Here is a 16916-nt window from a genome sequence, read left to right on the forward strand (position 1 = left end):
GGGCTACCCGCGCGGCCGGACGGGCATGTCGCCGCTCAGCCGCCGCAGCAGCGCCGCGCGGACGCCGTCGACGTCGGTGCCGTCCGGCACCGCGACGTCGACGGTGTGACCCCCGGGGGCGCGCCCGCGGCGGTCGGCGAGCACGAGCCCCCGTGACGGGCCGAGCGACGTGTCGACCTCGAGCTCCAGCGGCACGGTCGCCAGCGTCCCGGGGACGACGGCCTCCAGGAGCGCGACCGCGTCGTGGATGGGGACGCGGTCCACACGCAGGGCCTCCCCGTGTCCGTAGACGTGGCGCGTCGCGGCCAGGGCCTCGCCGAGCGGGCCGGACGCGGCGAGCGCCTCGAGCCACGAGCGGTCCACGGTGACGACGTGGGTCAGGTCGAGCGGCACCAGCGTCGTCGGCACCCGTTCCTCGACGAGGACGCGGCGGGCGGCCTCGGGGTCGGACCAGACGTTGAACTCCGCGGCGGCGCTGACGTTGCCGCCGATGCCGACCGACCCGCCCATGACGACGAGCCGGCCGATCCGCCCGGTGAGGTCCGGGCGCGTCGCCAGCAGCAGCGCGACGTCGGTGAGCGGGCCGATCGCGGCGAGCACGACGGGCTCGGACGAGGTCTCGAGGACGCCCGCGACGACGTCGAGCGCCCGCCCGGCCGGCTCCGGCCCGAGCGGGCCGAAGCGCTCGGCCACCCCGCCGAGCCCGTCGTCGCCGTGGACGTCGGCGGCACGCTGCGTGACGGGGTGGACCAACGGACGGTCCGCACCGACGCCGAGGGGCACGTCGCCGCGCCCGAGCATGCCGAGCAGCCGGCGGGCGTTGGTCGTGGTGGTGGGCAGGTCCACGTTGCCGAACACGGCCGTCACGGCCCGCAGGTCGGCCTCGGGGGCGCGGGCGGCCAGCGCGATCGCGTAGGCGTCGTCGACACCCGGGTCGGTGTCGACGACCAGCGGGATCACGGGACGTCCACCTCGGCGAGCGTCGGCAGCGACGGCTGCGCACCGGACCGGGTGGCGGCGAGGGCGCCGGCCCGGCAGGCGCGGCGCAGGGCGGCGTCGTCGTCGAGGCCGGTGGCGAGCGCCAGGGCGAGGGCCGCGGTGAAGGCGTCGCCGGCGGCCGTGCCGTCGACGGCGTCGACGCGCGGGGGCGCGGCGCGGGCGACCAGGCGCCCGCGACGGCGCAGCTCCGCCCCGGCCGCGCCGTGGGTGACCGCGACGGCGGCGACACCGTCGAGGTCGGCGTGGGCGGCGAGCACGCCGTGCTCGGTGGCGTTGACGCAGAGCAGGTCGACGCCCGCGAGGACGTCGCCGGGGACGGCGCGGGCGGGGGCCGCGTTGAGCACCGTGAAGCCGGGGGCGGCCATCGCGGTGGCCACGGCCTCGTCGGGCACCTCGAGGACGGTGAGGACGACGTCGGCGTCGAGATCCCCGGCGCGGACGGTGAGGGCGGCGTTGGCGCCGGCGTCGACGACGATGGTGGTCTCGCCGTCGTCGTCGACCTGGATCATCGCCGTGCCGGTGGGGTGGCCGTCGGCGACGGTGACGGCCGCGAGGTCGACGCCGGCGTCGCGCAGGAGGGCGAGGGCCTCGCCGGCGAGCGGGTCGTCGCCGACGGCGGCGAACAGGCGCACCCGGGCGCCCAGCCGCGCGGCGGCGAGCGCCTGGTTGGCGCCCTTGCCGCCGGGCACGCGGGTGACGCCGCGGGCGCTCAGGGTCTCCCCGGCGGCGGGCAGGCGTTCCAGCCGCGCGACGAGGTCGAGGTTGACGCTGCCGACGACCGCCGCGGTCGGCGGGACCCTCGGGCCGGGGCGGGACACGGGGCGATCGTAGGGTTCGTGTCCGTGAGGTCGGATCCGCGCCAGCCGCGACTGCTCACGTGGGCCTCGCTGCGCTGGATCGTGCGCCACCGCGCGTGGACGCCGTTCTACCTGGTGCGCTACTGGCGGATGCTCAAGGTCCGCGTGCGCCAGCCGCACATCGTGCTGCACGGGCTGGTGTTCCTGGGCAAGGGCGTGTCGCTCGAGGCGCGCGAGGGCTTCGGGCGCCTGGAGATCGGGCGGTTCGTTCACATCGGCGACCACACCCGCCTGCGGTGCCACGAGGGCTCGCTGCGCATCGGCGACAAGGCGGTGTTCGGCAACGAGAACACCGTGAACTGCTACCTCGACATCGAGTTCGGCGAGGCCACGCTGCTCTCGGACTGGATCTACGTCTGCGACTTCGACCACCGCTACGCCGACGTGCACGCCCCGATCAAGGACCAGGGGATCGTCAAGTCGCCGGTGCGCGTCGGGCCGGAGACGTGGATCGGCACCAAGGTGACCGTGCTGCGCGGCGCCCGGGTGGGGCGCGGCTGCGTGCTCGGCGCCCACGCGGTGGTGCGGGGCGACGTCCCGGACTGGGCGGTGGCCGTCGGGGCCCCGGCCCGCGTCGTGCGGGACCGGATGGCCGACTACGAGGCCGCGGCGGCGCAGCGCGAGGCCCTCGCCGACATCGCCCGCAAGACGGCCCTGGCGGCGGGCCAGGCGGCCGCCTCCACGGACGGTGCCCCCGGCACCTCGGCGGGGGAGCCGGCCCGCCCGACATGACTGGGGTCCGGCCACGGTCGGTGCAGCCCGCACCCGAAAGAGGCGATGGTCGGGCTCTGAGTAGGACGGCGCGTGCGGTCATTGCACCGAATCGGACGCGGCGGCCTTCCGGGCGGATGCTGGGAGCTTCCGGGCGATTACGGAAGCCCCCAGAGACGATACGACGTATCGCATCTTACCTACCAAGCCTGGAAGGCCGGCCGTCTTCTGGGTGAAGACGACGGTCGGGAAAGGCCATGGACGTCGACACATAGTCACTTCTTCCCCTTTGTTCGCGATCCTGTGGTTTCCCCACGGTTCGGTGCCTAATTTCATCGATGGTCGCCGGCGTGGTGACCACCGAGTACAGGGGGAGAAGATGACCGACTATCGAGACCTCTCAGGGACCGTGCGCGTCGACGGCAAGGACGCCGAGGACTTCGGCTCGGACGAGTGGACGCACACGGTGCACGAGCTGGACCGTTAACTGCGAGTCGGGGACCCGACCTGGGTTCCTCTGAACATTCCTGCGGTCAAGTGGGGTGGTGAGTGCCGAGTGGAGATGGATATGTACGCCCTCGCCGAGTCGGACAAGCGCGTGCACATCTCTGGAAACACCTACTTCTACGAAGGTGCGACGGAGGACACCTCCGACCTTGACGATTCCAAGTCGGTGGACTTCATGGTGCCGAGGCACAACTCGTCGTATCCCGGGCCGTTCGTCATGGCCGTCCAGATGAGGAACGTCGAGACCGTCGGGTCCGACGATCTGGCGACCGTCACCTTCAGCTTCTACAACAAGGTGGGCGACGACGACTAGGGACTCGCGTGGGAGTCGTGACCGAGTCCGGTGACCCCGGCCGAGTCTGCCTCATCGATCCTGCCGAGCGGGGACGTTCGGGGTCCCGTACTTCCCGACACGTCAGTGCGGCCCGTGACGGCTCTCGGTCACACGGAGCCGAAGACGTTCCCGGTGGGGATCTTGGGGCGGCCGAGCACGCGGGGCGGGCCGGAGCGGGCGGCGGCGTAGAGGTCGGCGGTGTGCCGTGCGATCGCGGGCCAGGCGAAGTCGGTGGCCAGCCGGCCGCGGGCGGCCCGGGCCCGGTCGGCGGCGGCGCCCGGGTCGTCGAGGCAGCGCACCACGGCCGCGGCGAGGCCGGGCACGTCGCCGGGGTCGAACGACAGGCCCGTCACGCCGTCGACCACCACCTCGCCCAGCCCGCCCGCGCGTGACGCCACGAGCGGGGCCCCGGCCGCCGCGGCCTCGAGCGCGGTGATGCCGAACGGCTCGTAGCGGCTGGGCAGCACGGCGGCGTCGGCCGTCGCGAGCAGCTCGCGCAGCACGGCGTCGTCGACGTGCCCGAGCAGGCGCACCGACCGCCGGACGCGAGCGGCGCGGGCGCGCTCGGCCAGCCAGTCGCTGCACGAGCCGGTGCCGGCGACCAGCAGCCGCGTGCCGGGGTGGGCGCGCCGGATCGCCGGCAGCGCGGCCACGAGGTCGTGGACGCCCTTCTCCCACTCGAGGCGGCCGAGGTAGAGCAGGGTCGGGGCGCCGTCGGTCCGCCCGCTCGCGCGGGACCAGCCGGACGGGTCGATGCCGTTGTGCACGACGGCGACGTCGTCGGGGTCGAGGTCGAACAGGCCGGACACCTCGCCGCGCATCGACGCCGAGCACGTGACGACGGTGTCGGCGCGTCGCGCGAGCCACCACTCCACGGAGTGCACCTGCTGGTTGAGCGGCTGGGAGAGCCAGCCGCCGTGCCGGCCGGCCTCGGTCGCGTGCAGGGTCGCGACGAGCGGGGCGCCGGTGAGGTCGGCCAGGGCGATGGCCCCGTGGGCGACCAGCCAGTCGTGGGCGTGGACGACGTCGGGGGTCCAGTCGCGCAGCAGCGGCAGGGCCGCGCGGAGCATTGCGTGCCCGATGCCGAGCGTCCAGGCGACGAGGTCGCGCACGAACTCGAGGTGCGGCGGGTCCTCGGCGACGCGCAGCACCCGGACGGGCCCGACCCGCTCGAGCGTCGTGGGGTGGGTCTCGGCGTCCGTGCCGGCGGGGTGGCGGGCGACGACGACCACGTCGTGCCCGGCGTCCCCGAGCGCCTCGGCCAGCGCGTGCACGTGGCGTCCCAATCCGCCGACCACGACCGGCGGGTACTCCCAGGACAGCATCAGCACCCGCACCGGCGGCCCCTCACGTCGAAGATCGAGGCGGATTTCCTGACGTTGAGCGTCAGCGTGGACGCCAGGCTGACATCTCAGGCGAGCGACCCTACTCCGGAGTAGGTAAGGGTGGTGCGACCGCGGTCACCGGGTGGGTGGCGGCGCAGCGCGCGGGCGTCGAGGCGGCCGAAGGGGTCGTCCTGGGCCGCGAAGGCGGCGGCGCGGGCCGCGGCCTCGGCGTGCCGGCCGGCCGGGAGCAGGTCGGTCAGCTCGCGGACGCGGTCGCGGTGCTGCGCCGCGCGGCGGCGGGCGTAGTGCGCCGCGGAGTCCTTGGTGACCATGAACGCCCAGTCGCTCGACAGCGCCAGCGCCGCCTGGGTGGCCAGGGCGTCGAGGGTCGCGTCGCGGCCGGCCGTCGCCGGCGCCCCGTCGACCGCGGCGAGCAGGCGGCGGGCGACGTCGGCGTTGTCGGCGACGAGGTCACGAACCGCGAGCCCGTCCCACACCCGCCAGTCCTTGCCCGACCCCCACGACGACGCCGGCAGCACCACCGGCTCCTCGACGTGCCCGGCCTCGACCGCGCCGCGCAGGGTCGTCACCCGCACCCCGGCCTCGGGCAGCGCGCTCAGCACGGCCTCGAGCCAGGCCGGGCCCTCGTGCCACCAGTGCCCGAACAGCTCCGTGTCGAACGCGCTGACCACCAGCCCGGGTCGTCCCCGCCGCGCGCGCAGGTCGTCCAGCCGCGTGCGGACGACGTCGACGAAGTCCGCCGCGTCCCGGGCCACCGCCGCCGCGGCGCGGTCGGGGTCGTAGGGCGACTTGGCCCCGGGGGCGACGCGCCGGCCGGTGACGCGGGCGGGCTTGAGGCCGGTGGCGTGGTCGTAGGTGTGGAAGTCGCGGTAGTCCGCGGCGCCCGGGTAGCCGGCCCGCGGCGACCAGACGCGGTAGGTCACCTCGAGGTCGCGACCGAAGGCGACCACGTCGGTGCCGTCGACGGGGTGCGCGGCGGCGGTGTCCCCGCGCAGCGCCGGTCCGTCGACGAGGAAGCGCTCGACGCCCGCCGCGGCGTAGTCCTGCTCCAGGCCCGGCGCGTAGCCGCACTCCGGCGCCCAGATGCCCGCCGGCCGCCGGCCCAGCCGCAGGGCGCCGTCGCGCAGCCCGGCGTCCAGCAGGAAGCGGCGCACGCGACCGGGCAGGAGCGGCGCGAACGGGTGGGTCGCGGGCCCGCCGAGCAGCTCGACGACGCCGTCGTCGCCGAGCCGGCGCAGGACCGGCGACGCGCCGTGGCGCCAGTCGCGCTCGAAGACCGCGAGCGCGTGCGCGGCCGCGCGGTGCTCGCGGGTGGACAGCGCAGGGTCGGTCACGTGGGCCTCGTGAGCCCGCAGCTGCCAGTCCGCGAGCCAGGTGTGCATCGCCCGCAGCGCCGCCGGGTGGTCGAGCTGGGCGGCGAGGACGGGGGTGACGCCGAGGGTCAGCAGGTCCCGCCGGCCGCGGCCGGCGAGGCGCTCGAGCGTCTCGACGACGGGCAGGTACGAGTGCGCCCACGCCTGGTAGAGCCAGTCCTCGCCGACGGGCCAGGCGCCGTGGCGCAGCAGCCACGGCAGGTGCGAGTGCAGCACCAGGCAGAACGTCCCCACCGGCTCCCGGGTCACGCACGCCCTCCCAACGCTCGGGAGGGCAGTGTCTCAACGCGGCGGCACGGCCGTGACGAGCAGGTCCAGCGAGGCGTCGACGTCCCCGGCGCGCAGCACGAAGTCGTGGGCGGTCACGGCGGCGACGTCGGCGGCCAGGTCGGCCGGCCAGGGATCGCCGGACAGGGCCAGCGCGATCTGGGCGTCGATGAGCGAGCCGCCGTGGCGGGCGTCGAGCGCCCGCAGCGCCGGCCCGTGGTGCAGGCCCAGCACGGCCTCGAGCTCCAGGCCGGCGCCGGTGACCAGCGACGCCAGCTCGGCGCCCGTCAGCTCCCGGGTGTGGAACGGGTTGAGCGGGCGGTCGTCGGGGCCCGCGCCGGGGGAGAAGGTCAGGCGGTTGGGCGTCGCGCAGTGCAGCCGCCCGCCGGGACGCAGGACGCGGGCGCACTCGGCGAGGAACCCGGGCTGGTCCCCGAGGTGCTCGACCACCTGCAGCGTCACCACGGCGTCGACGCTGCGGTCGGCCAGCGGGAACGCCTGGAGGTCGGCCCGGACCACGTCCACCGTCGCGTACCGCCGGGCCACGTGCGCCGCGACGGCCGGGTCCAGCTCCAGCCCGACCACCCGCCGCGCCGACGACGCCAGCAGGGCCGCCCCGTAGCCCTCGCCGACGCCGGCGTCGAGCACGACCGCCCCGGCGCACCCCGGGGCGAGCGCGCGGTAGACCGCCTCGTGGCGCCGGAACCAGTAGTTCTCGACGTCGAGGCCCGGCACCGTGCGCTCTCCGGTCAGGGGCAGGGCGTCGACGTCGTCCACGGGCGGCCAGTCTGCCGCCCGTGAGGAGCGTCGCGTGGGCGGGCCACCGGCGGCGACGGACCATATGCTTAGCGTGTGCAACTATCCCGCGTCGTCGCGCAGCTGCACGAGTGGCGTCTCCGGCTGGTGGCGTCCGACCCGGGTCTGGTCCGCCTCTCCGCGGCCGGGCGGGCCACGGTGGGGGTCGGGTCGGCGCTGGTGGTCGAGCTCGTCGTCGCCCACCTCGTCGGGGCGCCGAGCGCGCTCGTACCGATGATGCTCGGCGGGGTCATCGCGATGATGGCCGCGTTCGGCGTCGCCGACCCCACCCGCCGCGGACGGGCCGCGACGCTGGGCGTGATGTCGCTCTTCCTGCTCGCCGGCATGGGCACCGCGCTGCTCGTCGACCGCGTCCGCGTGCTGTCGCTGGCGACGTTCGTGCTGGTCATGATGGTGGCGGTGGTCATCCGCCGCTACGGGCCGCGGTACTTCATCGGCGGCATGGTCACGTTCATGGGCTACTTCTTCGCCCTGTTCCTCGGCCTGCGCCCCGAGCAGGTGCCCGCGATCCTGCTGGCCGTCGGCGTCGGGTTCGCGTGGGCCACGCTGCTGTCGCTGGTGGTGCTGCCCGTGCGCCACGACCGCGTGCTGCGCCGCACCGTGCGCGCCTTCACCGCGCGGGTGCAGGGCGCCGTCGCGGCCGCGGGGGAGCTGCTCGACGCGCCGGGTGACGAGCGCGTCGCCGACCGGCTGCACGACCGGCTGACCGCGCTCACCGAGGCCGCGCTGATGCTCGAGGGCCAGCTCGCGAGCCCCGGGGCGGTGGCCCACGACGCCCACGCTCGCGCCGTGCGGCACGCCGTCATCGACGGGGAGCTGGCCACGCGCGCGGTCGTCGACGCCGTCCGGCGGCTGGCCGGGCGGGACGGCACCGCCGACGTCCGCGACCTCCTCGGCCTGCTGGGCGCCGGGCACTGGGACCGGGCCGCGGCGGCCGCCGCGGGGCTCGACGGCGACCGCGCGGCGCCTGTCCGCGCGGCCGTGGGCGGGCTGCTCGACGCGCGGGAGGCGTGGACCGCCGCTGTGCGCGGCTCCGACGCCCACGAGGGCTCCGACGTTCCCTTCAGCCCCGCCGTCGAGCTCTTCGGCGGCTTCCTGCCCGGCTCCGGCGTCACCGTCGCGGCGATGCGTGACGCCGCGGTCGACGGGACCGTGCCGTCCTCCTGGGTCGCGCGCCTGAGCCCGACGACGCGGCAGGCGCTGCAGGTCGGGCTGGCGACGGCGCTGGCGGTCGCGCTCGGCGACGCGGTCTCCGGCCAGCGCTGGTACTGGGCCGTCCTCGCCGCGTTCCTCGCGTTCACCGGGACGGCCACCGCGGCCGAGACGGTCCGGAAGGCCGGGCACCGGGTCGTCGGGACGATGATCGGGCTGGTGGCGGCGATCCCGCTGGCCGCGCTCACCGGCGGCTCGCCCGCGGTGGCCGTGCCGGTGATGCTCGTGAGCGTCTTCCTCGGCTTCTACCTCTTCAAGGTGTCGTACGCCTTGATGATCTTCTTCATCACGTTGCTCGTCGGCGAGCTGTACTCCCTGCTCGGCAGCTTCACGCCGGGCCTCATGGTCCTGCGGCTCGGCGAGACGCTGCTCGGCGGCGCGCTCGGGGCGGTCGTCGCGCTGCTCGTCGTCCCCACGCGGGCGCGCGACGCGGCCGCGGGTGCGCGGCGCGTGATGGTCGAGCGGCTGACGATGCTGCTCGACGACGTCGACACGTGGCTGCGGCACCCGGCGCCCGGCGTCGATCTCGGGGCCGACGCGCGGTCGCTCGACGCCGCGGTGCACCAGATGCTCACGGTCACCGACCCGCTCACCCGCACGCTGCTGGTGGTGCCCGACCGCGAGACCCGCCGCCGCGTGGCCGGCTGGACCACCGTCGCGCACCACGCGGCCCGGCTGGCCCGCGCCACCCGTGCCCTCCCGCCCGGGTCCGGCGGCGACGGCGGTGCCGCGCACCACCTCGCCCGGCTGGTCGAGCGGTTCGGGGTCCCCGACCCCGCTGTCCCGCGTGCCACCGCCCGCGCCGTCGGGGACCTCGTCGCGCGCCGACCCGACGGCCCGGTCGTGCGGGAGCTGCGCTGTCTCCACGAGGCGGTCGTCGCCCTCGCCGGGGTGCGGGGCTACCTCCGCGACGACGCCGCGGCCGGGGAGCTGTCCGGGCGCGTGCTGGGCCCCGACCTCGGAGCGGCCCGGGCGACGGTGACCGTGGTCGACCGGGACGGTGTCGGCGGCACACCGGTGGCCACGACGGATGACGGCGGGTTCGTGCTGCCCGCGCCCGCGGCGCCGGGCGCGCAGCTCGTCGTGGTGCCGGCCCGCGGCACGGACGTCGGCCCGACCGCGGTGCGCCTCGCCGCCGACGCCGAGGTCGTCGGCGACGTCGTCCTGCCGGGGCGGAGCATGCGGCCGGCCGTCGCGCCGGCCCGCGCGGCCGTCCGGGCCCCGGCGTCGGTGCGCGCCGTCGCGTAGCTCGTTCGGCGCCGGACGGTCCTGTGCGCTGCGTCACCACCTGCTCGGCCGGAAGCACTCACGTCCTCAGCGTTCTCGCTGGTCCGAAGAGAGCACTGAGGGTGCGCGATCGTGGGAGCAAGAACGACGTCGACGGGTCATCTCGACGGAGAGTAGTTCTCGACCCCGGTGCGTAACCCCGTCGAGACCCCCCTCGTTGAGTGGTCGCGTCACCGCGGGTCCCACCGGCCCGGCGCGACGACGGGGACGGCCGTTGCTGAGGTGCCGGACCGTCCCGCTCCCCCGACACGCACCCGAAGGAGTCCACGTGTTCAAGAAGATGGGCGTCGTGACCGTCGGCGTCGCCGCCGGCCTGCTCGCCGCCGCGCCGTTCGCGTCCGCGACCGAGTGCAGCCACGACTCGGACCACCACGAGTCGCACTCGAGCTCCGACAACGACTGCAACGTCACCGGCGGCGAGGCGACCGCGAACGGCGACATCAGCGGCGACTCGCTGGCCAACACCCTCGCGCAGGCGCCCGTCGGCGGCTCGAACCTGCTCAACCTCACCTGCACCAACATCCTCAACGACAACGTCAGCGGGAACCACCTCACCGTGAACCTCTGACCTCGCACCGACGCCACGGGCCCGGCCCCACCGATCGGGGGGCCGGGCCCGTGTGCGTCCGGGACGCTCACGCCCGGGGCGACGCGATGAGCGTCGCGCCCAGCACGATCCAGGTGACGCCCCATACGGCGATGGCACCGAAGTGCGGCAGGTCGCCGAGGGCCGCCCCGGCCGGGAGGGGCGATCCCGGGGGTGATCAGTGCGGCAGGACGCGGCCGATCACAGGGAAGCGGTGGTAGATCGATTGCAGCGTGCCGAGGCCTCCGTACAGGTTGGCCGGTGGCCGGCTCACCAAGGTGTCGTGCATCAGTAGCCGCTCGAAGTCGACCTTGACGGGCCCGCGACGCTCGTCGCCGTTCTGGGTACGGAACACCACACCCGCCTTCGACATGATGTCGATCATCTCTTGAGCGATCAGTCCATAGCCGACGGTCGTGGGGTGCACCCCGTCGAGCGAGAACAGCCCTCCACGTGCGCGCCCTCCACACTCGGTCGCCTCGATGTACTCGGACGTGACCGTCGGCCGCAGATCAGCCAGGGCTGGAGGCATTTCGTACGGCGTCCACCATTCCGGCCTGGCACGACGGTCTGCGATGTAGCGACGCTGCGCGAGGCGGTCCAAGAGGCCCGCGACGTCGAGGAGGTGCCAGTCCCGCGGCGTCTCGTCGCCGTCGCCGGCCCGCGCACGTCGCACGACCTCGGTGATCGAATCGTTGTACTCATCGATCACGCTGTCGATGAGACGGGCGTCCTCGTCGGTCAGGTTCCGATCGCGGTCCTCGTCGAAGTCGGCATCCGCGATGTAGACACTGGTGTAGTTCGGGAAATACCGCGAGCCCCGGCGTGTCTTTCTCGTGCCGACACCGTGCATCACCGGGACGACGGTCACGTGGGGGACAGTGCACCAGATGACATGGCGAGCCTTGACGCTTCGGACTTCTTCGGCGAGGAGCTTCAGTTCAGCGCTGAAGTGACTCGGCCGCCAGATCGTGTACTCGTTCTTCTTGTGGAGGTCTTGGTAGTCGTCGCCACTCGGCTTGATGTCGAGATGCAGTGCGGTAGGTAGTACGTTGTTGGCGCCCAGGAACACCACAAGGGTCTCGATCCCTGCGGTCGCGTCTCCGTGGACCTCGTCGCCGAAGTCGCGAGCTAGATCGAGGAGCGTCTTGTCGCGGGCGGAGCTGTCACCGGTCGGGAAGACGCGTAGAGCCGCCCGGTGGATCGCGTTGTCGGGCACGAGGCTCCAGTAGCGATCTGATGACGGGCTCCGCCCCAGTTCCTCGATGCACTTGTTCGCTGTCCATTCGAGCGCGTCGCGGATGTCGTAGCCGAAGACAGCGAGTGCGTGATTTCTGGCCGACGACTCCTTCAGGTAGTGCGAGCCGTCTCCTCGCTCCCAGTAGTCCTCGTTCTGGTCGAGATAGCGCTGCACGTCGAAGACGGCCAGTGGCGCCTCCCACAACGACAGCTTCTTGCCATACTTGTCCACGAGATGGCGCAGGAGCAGTTCGATGTTCAAGGGCAAGCCGCCGCCCGGCCCACCGTAGCGCGGGTAGGTGAAGTCTCTCCAGCCCAGCTCATAGGCGATGGTCGCGGAATAGGACAGCCCGGTGTTGTAGATCGCCCCGGACTGGAAACCGTGGGTCAGTGAGTCGCCGATGGTGACGAGCCGGTTCTTCGGAGTCGTTCTTTCGGGCGTCGACGGAACGGAGATGCCGAGAGTCGAGTCTGATACCGGCTCTCGTGCCTCCGACCGCACGCTGATCTCATCGAGTATCCCGCCGGACCACCTGTCGTTGACGTCGGCCACAGCCGCTCCCCCCGTCGCGCTCCCGGGTCGTCATCGACCCAGAAGCCCCAGTCAACTCACACTGGGCGCGACGGACAGCCGCTGATCCGGTCTCTCGATGCCACCGGCAGGGCGAGAAGGTGACGGCTGGCGCGGTGTGTCAGGCCGGCTGCGCCGACCCCCGGGCGTACTCGCGCATCGTCGCCACGACCGCGTCCTCCTCGGGGGTGGTGGCGCGCGGGGCGGCGGGGGAGATGCCGCCCTTGTCGCGGTTCATGAGCAGCGGGATGTCGGGCTCGTCGTCGTCGTCCGACACGCGTGCCATCGACCAGCGCCCGAACGTCCGCTCCGGCACCGTGCCCTCCTCGAGCAGCGTGATCCGCTCGTGGCGCGTGTCCCGGTGGATGGTCTCGTACAGCTCGCGGACGGTGGCCTCGTCGCCCTCGAGGGCCTGGACGACGCTGTCGTGCCACACCAGCAGGGCACCCGTGACGTCCCGGCGCTTGTTGTTCGACCGCGCGGTGGAGAAGATCGCGCCGAGCTCGGCCTTGCGCTCGTGCTCGGGGATCCGCAGGTGGCTCGAGTACATCAGCCGGAACACCGGCCCGGCCGTCGCCGCGTCCGCCATCTCGTCTCCTCCGTGGTGGGTCCTGCGCCGCCGAGGACGCTAGCGGATGCGTGAGCCCGACCACACCCGTCCGCCGGTGAACGATCTCGACGGTTCGGCCTGCTCCCCGCGCTCCTGTTAGGTTCGCCTAAGCACACCAGGAGTCGATCGAGAGGTGCGCCGTGGTCCCGACGGCCGTCGCGCGGGCACCGGTGCGCCGGCGCACCCGGCCGTGGCTCGCGCTGGGGCTCGCGGCGGGCGCGCTGCTGGTCTGCGTCGCGCTGAGCATCGCGATCGGGTCCGGGCCCACCACGCTCGGGCAGGTCTGGCAGGCGCTGGTCGCGCCGACCGGCTCGCCCGCCGACATCGTCGTCCGGGAGCTGCGCCTGCCGCGCACGTTGCTCGGCCTCATGGTCGGCGCGTCCCTGGGCGTCGCGGGTACACTCATGCAGGGCCACACCCGCAACCCGCTCGCCGACCCCGCGCTGCTCGGCATCAGCGGCGGTGCCGCCTTCTGCGTCGTGCTCGCGACGACGATCCTCGGGGTCACCGACGTCTACGGGTACCTCTGGTTCGCCTTCGCGGGCGCCGCGCTGGCCGCACTGATCGTCTTCTCGCTGGGCGCCGCGAGCCGCGGCGGGCCCACGCCGGTGACGCTGGCGCTGGCCGGGCTCGCGGTCTCCGAACTGCTGCTCGCGATCACCTCGGGGCTGGTCCTCGGCGACGGCCCCTCGCTCGACGCCTACCGCTTCTGGGCGGCCGGCGCGCTCGACGACCGCGGGGCCGCGTTGACGCTGCAGGTGCTCCCGTTCGTGGTCGCGGGGCTGGTCCTGGCCGGCGCCAACGCCCGCGCGCTCGACGTCCTGGCGCTCGGGGAGGACAGCGCCCGCGCGCTCGGGCAGCACGTGACCCGCGCCCGGGTCGTCGGTCTCGCCGCGATCACCCTGCTCGCCGGGGCGTCCGTCGCGGTCAGCGGGCCGATCGGCTTCGTCGGCCTCATCGCGCCGCACATCGTGCGCTCGCTCGTCGGGCCCGCGCACGGGCGCCTGCTCCCGCTCGCCGCGGTGGTGGGCGCCGTGCTCGTGCTGGCCGCCGACGTCGTGGGCCGCGTGGTGGTGCGCCCCGGCGAGCTCGCCGTGGGGATCGTGCTCGGCATCGTCGGCGCGCCGTTCTTCATCGCCCTGGTCCGCAAACGGTCGGTGCGGTTGTGAGCGCCCCGACCCGCACCGCGACCGGGGTGTCGGGCCGGCGCCCGCTGCGCGCCGGTCCGGTGTCGGCGGTCTGGCGTCCCCGCGGCGCGGCCCTCGTGCTCGTCGCCGCCGCCGTGCTCGTGCTCGTGGGCGCGATCAGCATCGGGCGCGGGGACTACCCGATCTCCGTCGGCGACGTCCTGCGGGTGCTGGCCGGGGGCGGCAGCCGCGGCGAGACGTTCGTGGTCACGCAGCTGCGGCTGCCCCGGGTGCTGTGCGGGGCGCTGGTCGGGGCCGCGCTGGGCGTCGCCGGCGCGATCACCCAGGGCGTCGCCCGCAACCCGCTGACCAGCCCGGACGTCCTCGGCGTCACCGACGGGGCGGCCGTCGCCGCGCTCGCGGTGCTCGTGCTGGGCGGCACCGGCGGCTCGGCCGTCGGCATCCTCGTGGCGCTCGGCCTGCCCCTCGCCGCGCTGGTCGGCGGCCTGCTCGCGGCGACGCTCGTCGTCGTCCTCGCCTACCGGCAGGGGCTCGACGCGTTCCGGTTCATCCTCGTGGGGCTGGGGATCAGCGTCGCGCTGGTGTCGGTGACGTCGTGGCTGCTGGTGCTGGCGAACATCCAGCAGGCCGGGCTCGCGATGGTGTGGCTGCGGGGGTCGCTCAACGCCCGCGGCTGGGAGCACGTCGTGCCGGTGGCGGTGGTGCTCGCCGTGGCGGTGCCGATCGCGGTCGCCCTCGCGTTCCGTCTCGACGCCCTCGACCTCGGCGACGACACCGCCCGCGGCCTCGGCGTGCGGGTCGACCGCTCGCGGGTGCTGCTGCTCGGGCTCGCGGTGGTGCTCGCCGCGTCGGCGACGGCCGCGGCCGGGCCGATCCGGTTCGTCGCGCTGGTCGTGCCGCAGGTCTCGCTGCGCCTGGCGGGGGGCTCGCGCCCGCCCCTGGTGGCGTCGGCCGTCGTCGGCGCGCTGCTCGTGGTCGGCGGCGACCTGGTGGCGCGCACCGTGCTCGGCGGCGAGGTCCCCGTCGGCGTCGTGACCGTCGTGCTGGGCGCGCCCTACCTGCTCTACCTGCTGGTCCGCCGGACGAGGAAGGACTCCGCGTGAGTGCCGAGACCGAACCCGCCGTCCACCCCGTGGCGGCGGACGCCGAGCGGGTCCGCCTGCACGCCGAGGGCGTGCGCGTGGGCTACGGGGACGCCGTCGTCGTCGGGGGGGCCGACGGTCTCGACCTCGACGTCGTCGCGGGCACCGTCACCGCCGTCATCGGCCCCAACGGCTGCGGCAAGTCGACGTTGCTGCGCACGCTGGCGCGGCTGCTCGCGCCCCGCCACGGCCACGTCCTGCTCGACGGCCGCCGCCTGGACTCCGTGCCGTCCCGCGAGGTCGCGACGGTCCTCGGCGTGCTCCCGCAGGACCCCACCGCACCCGAGGGGATCACCGTCGCCGACCTCGTCGCCCGCGGGCGCCACCCCCACCAGCGCTGGTTCCGGCAGTGGTCGCGCGAGGACGAGGGGGCCGTCGCCGAGGCGCTGGACTGGACGGACATGGCCGGGTTCGCCGGGCGCACGCTCGACACGCTCTCGGGCGGGCAGCGCCAGCGGGTGTGGATCTCGATGGCGCTGGCCCAGGGCACCGAGGTGCTCCTGCTCGACGAGCCCACGACGTTCCTCGACCTCGCCCACCAGGTCGACGTCCTCCAGCTCGTCGAGCGGCTGCACCGCGAGCGTGGCCGGACCGTCGTGATGGTGCTGCACGACCTCAACCTCGCGGCGCGGTACGCGCAGCGGCTGGTGGCGATGCACCGCGGCGAGATCGCCGTCGCGGGCACACCGCACGAGGTGCTGACCGAACAGACGGTGCGCGACGTGTTCGGGCTCGAGGCCCGGGTCGTGCCCGACCCGGTGGCCGGAACGCCCATGGTGGTGCCGATGGGACGAGTCGGGACAGACAAGACACATTGACGTACGGCTCGACTTAGGTGAGCCTGCCCTCCTAACGATCACGATCTGGTGACCGACGATCCACGGAGTGCTCATGTCCCGCGTGCCCGTCCGCTTCGCCGCCGCCCTGGCCGCGGTCCTCGCCCTGCTGCTCGCGGGGTGCGGGTCCGGGGGCTCCGAGGCACCGGCCGCCGGCCCCACGCCGGGCTTCCCCGTGACCGTCCAGCACGCCTTCGGTCAGACCACGATCCCGACACGGCCCCAGCGCGTCGTCACCGTCGGCTACAACGACGCCGACTTCGCGCTCGCGCTGGGCGTCGTCCCCGTCGGCGTCCGCGACTTCATCGGCGCCTTCGACGAGACCACCCGCCCGTGGGCGCAGCAGGCCCTGAACGGCGCGCGCCCCGAGATGGTCGGCGGCAACGAGATCGACATCGAGAAGGTCGCGTCGCTCCAGCCCGACCTCATCCTCGGCGTCTACTCCTACATGGACCGGGCCACCTACGACCGGCTCTCGCAGATCGCGCCGACCGTCGCCGACCCGGTCGAGAACGTCGCCGCCCCCTGGCAGGAGCAGACCCGCATCACCGCGCGCGCCCTCGGCGTGCCCGAGCGCGGCGAGCAGGTGGTCGGCGACGTCGAGCGCCGCTTCGCCGACGCCCGTGCCGCGAACCCGCAGCTCGCCGGCAAGTCGATCGCGGTCGCCCTGGTCGCCTCCGGCGAGTACAACCTGCTCGGCCGCGACGACGCCCGCACGCAGCTGTTCACCGGCCTCGGGCTCGGCGTGCAGGAGACCACCGAGACGCTGTCCACCGAGCAACTTGGCCGCCTCGACCAGCAGGGCGTCGCGGTGCTCGGCGTGCCCCCGCAGACGGTGCTGGCCAACCCGCTGTTCGCGAACCTCGGCGCGGTGCGCGCCGACCGGGTCGCGTTCCTGGGCGACGAGGCGTCGCCGGTCGCCGGCGCGCTGGGCTTCTCGAGCCCGCTGAGCCTGCCCTTCGCGCTGGACCAGGTCACCCCGGAGCTCGCGCGGGTCTACGGCACGCCCTGAGCCGCGACCCGGACGTTTCGCCCCCTGTCGCCCCGGGCACCGGCCTGATTAGGTGAGGCTGCC

Annotated in this window: 15 protein-coding genes; 8 read left to right on the forward strand and 7 right to left on the reverse strand. The window is 74.4% G+C overall.

Translation table 11 applies throughout. The features are described from left to right. Positions 1 to 3: 3 nt before the first annotated feature. The gene (locus ABD994_RS21330; protein WP_345419772.1) at positions 4 to 960 is read right to left on the reverse strand and encodes a nucleoside hydrolase; all 957 of its coding nucleotides are present in this window, start codon (positions 958 to 960) and stop codon (positions 4 to 6) included. Beyond that, positions 957 to 1817: a ribokinase gene (locus tag ABD994_RS21335; protein ID WP_345419775.1), complete on the reverse strand. Its 861-nt coding sequence runs from the start codon at positions 1815 to 1817 to the stop codon at positions 957 to 959. Before ABD994_RS21335 ends, ABD994_RS21330 begins: the two co-directional genes overlap by 4 nt. 24 nt (positions 1818 to 1841) lie before the next feature. Between ABD994_RS21335 and ABD994_RS21340 the strand changes: the two genes are divergently transcribed. Both ABD994_RS21340 and ABD994_RS21345 read left to right on the forward strand, forming a co-directional pair. Continuing rightward, the gene (locus ABD994_RS21340; protein WP_345419777.1) at positions 1842 to 2588 is read left to right on the forward strand and encodes an acyltransferase; all 747 of its coding nucleotides are present in this window, start codon (positions 1842 to 1844) and stop codon (positions 2586 to 2588) included. A gap of 535 nt (positions 2589 to 3123) precedes the next feature. Continuing rightward, entirely contained in the window at positions 3124 to 3387 is a 264-nt protein-coding gene (locus ABD994_RS21345) for a hypothetical protein (protein WP_345419780.1), read from the forward strand. A gap of 128 nt (positions 3388 to 3515) precedes the next feature. On the opposite strand, the gene ABD994_RS21350 is transcribed toward ABD994_RS21345, so the two are convergent. The 3 genes from ABD994_RS21350 to ABD994_RS21360 all read right to left on the reverse strand — a co-directional run bounded on the left by ABD994_RS21350 (position 3516) and on the right by ABD994_RS21360 (position 7171). After that, positions 3516 to 4745: a glycosyltransferase family 4 protein gene (locus ABD994_RS21350; RefSeq protein ID WP_345419783.1), complete on the reverse strand. Its 1230-nt coding sequence runs from the start codon at positions 4743 to 4745 to the stop codon at positions 3516 to 3518. Positions 4746 to 4819: 74 nt separating this feature from the next. Further along, positions 4820 to 6376 carry a 1,4-alpha-glucan branching protein domain-containing protein gene (locus tag ABD994_RS21355; RefSeq protein WP_345419786.1) on the reverse strand — a complete coding sequence of 519 codons (1557 nt, stop codon included), beginning with the start codon at positions 6374 to 6376 and terminating at the stop codon, positions 4820 to 4822. Positions 6377 to 6409: 33 nt separating this feature from the next. Beyond that, positions 6410 to 7171 carry a class I SAM-dependent methyltransferase gene (locus ABD994_RS21360; RefSeq protein ID WP_345419789.1) on the reverse strand — a complete coding sequence of 254 codons (762 nt, stop codon included), beginning with the start codon at positions 7169 to 7171 and terminating at the stop codon, positions 6410 to 6412. A 75-nt stretch (positions 7172 to 7246) separates the two neighbouring features. On the opposite strand from ABD994_RS21360, the gene ABD994_RS21365 reads away from it, so the two are divergent. Both ABD994_RS21365 and ABD994_RS21370 read left to right on the forward strand, forming a co-directional pair. After that, complete coding sequence (locus ABD994_RS21365) at positions 7247 to 9670, forward strand: FUSC family protein (protein WP_345419792.1); 2424 nt, start codon at positions 7247 to 7249, stop codon at positions 9668 to 9670. Positions 9671 to 9977: 307 nt separating this feature from the next. Beyond that, entirely contained in the window at positions 9978 to 10277 is a 300-nt protein-coding gene (locus ABD994_RS21370; RefSeq protein WP_345419795.1) for a hypothetical protein, read from the forward strand. A gap of 196 nt (positions 10278 to 10473) precedes the next feature. Here ABD994_RS21370 and ABD994_RS21375 read toward each other — a convergent pair whose 3' ends face one another. Both ABD994_RS21375 and ABD994_RS21380 read right to left on the reverse strand, forming a co-directional pair. Further along, the gene (locus ABD994_RS21375) at positions 10474 to 12087 is read right to left on the reverse strand and encodes a hypothetical protein (protein ID WP_345419798.1); all 1614 of its coding nucleotides are present in this window, start codon (positions 12085 to 12087) and stop codon (positions 10474 to 10476) included. Positions 12088 to 12226: 139 nt separating this feature from the next. Continuing rightward, positions 12227 to 12694 carry a BLUF domain-containing protein gene (locus tag ABD994_RS21380; RefSeq protein ID WP_345419799.1) on the reverse strand — a complete coding sequence of 156 codons (468 nt, stop codon included), beginning with the start codon at positions 12692 to 12694 and terminating at the stop codon, positions 12227 to 12229. 161 nt (positions 12695 to 12855) lie between these two features. Between ABD994_RS21380 and ABD994_RS21385 the strand changes: the two genes are divergently transcribed. The 4 genes from ABD994_RS21385 to ABD994_RS21400 all read left to right on the forward strand — a co-directional run bounded on the left by ABD994_RS21385 (position 12856) and on the right by ABD994_RS21400 (position 16853). After that, the gene (locus tag ABD994_RS21385; RefSeq protein WP_345419801.1) at positions 12856 to 13884 is read left to right on the forward strand and encodes a FecCD family ABC transporter permease; all 1029 of its coding nucleotides are present in this window, start codon (positions 12856 to 12858) and stop codon (positions 13882 to 13884) included. Continuing rightward, positions 13881 to 14966, forward strand: a complete 1086-nt coding sequence (locus tag ABD994_RS21390) for a FecCD family ABC transporter permease (RefSeq protein ID WP_345419804.1) — start codon at positions 13881 to 13883, stop codon at positions 14964 to 14966. The genes ABD994_RS21385 and ABD994_RS21390 overlap by 4 nt, the downstream gene beginning before the upstream one ends. Further along, positions 14963 to 15823, forward strand: a complete 861-nt coding sequence (locus ABD994_RS21395) for an ABC transporter ATP-binding protein (protein WP_345419807.1) — start codon at positions 14963 to 14965, stop codon at positions 15821 to 15823. The genes ABD994_RS21390 and ABD994_RS21395 overlap by 4 nt, the downstream gene beginning before the upstream one ends. 73 nt (positions 15824 to 15896) lie before the next feature. After that, on the forward strand, positions 15897 to 16853 hold the full coding sequence (locus ABD994_RS21400; protein ID WP_345419810.1) for an iron-siderophore ABC transporter substrate-binding protein: 957 nt from the start codon (positions 15897 to 15899) through the stop codon (positions 16851 to 16853). Positions 16854 to 16916 lie beyond the last annotated feature (63 nt).

This window comes from Actinomycetospora chlora (assembly GCF_039542135.1).
Lineage (GTDB): Bacteria > Actinomycetota > Actinomycetes > Mycobacteriales > Pseudonocardiaceae > Actinomycetospora > Actinomycetospora chlora.

Bases quoted from the DNA above. Each gene is read 5' to 3' on its own strand.
- ABD994_RS21400 (WP_345419810.1), top strand. From the start codon at position 15,897: ATGTCCCGCGTGCCCGTCCGCTTCGCCGCCGCCCTGGCCGCGGTCCTC.
- ABD994_RS21380 (WP_345419799.1), bottom strand. From the start codon at position 12,694: ATGGCGGACGCGGCGACGGCCGGGCCGGTGTTCCGGCTGATGTACTCG.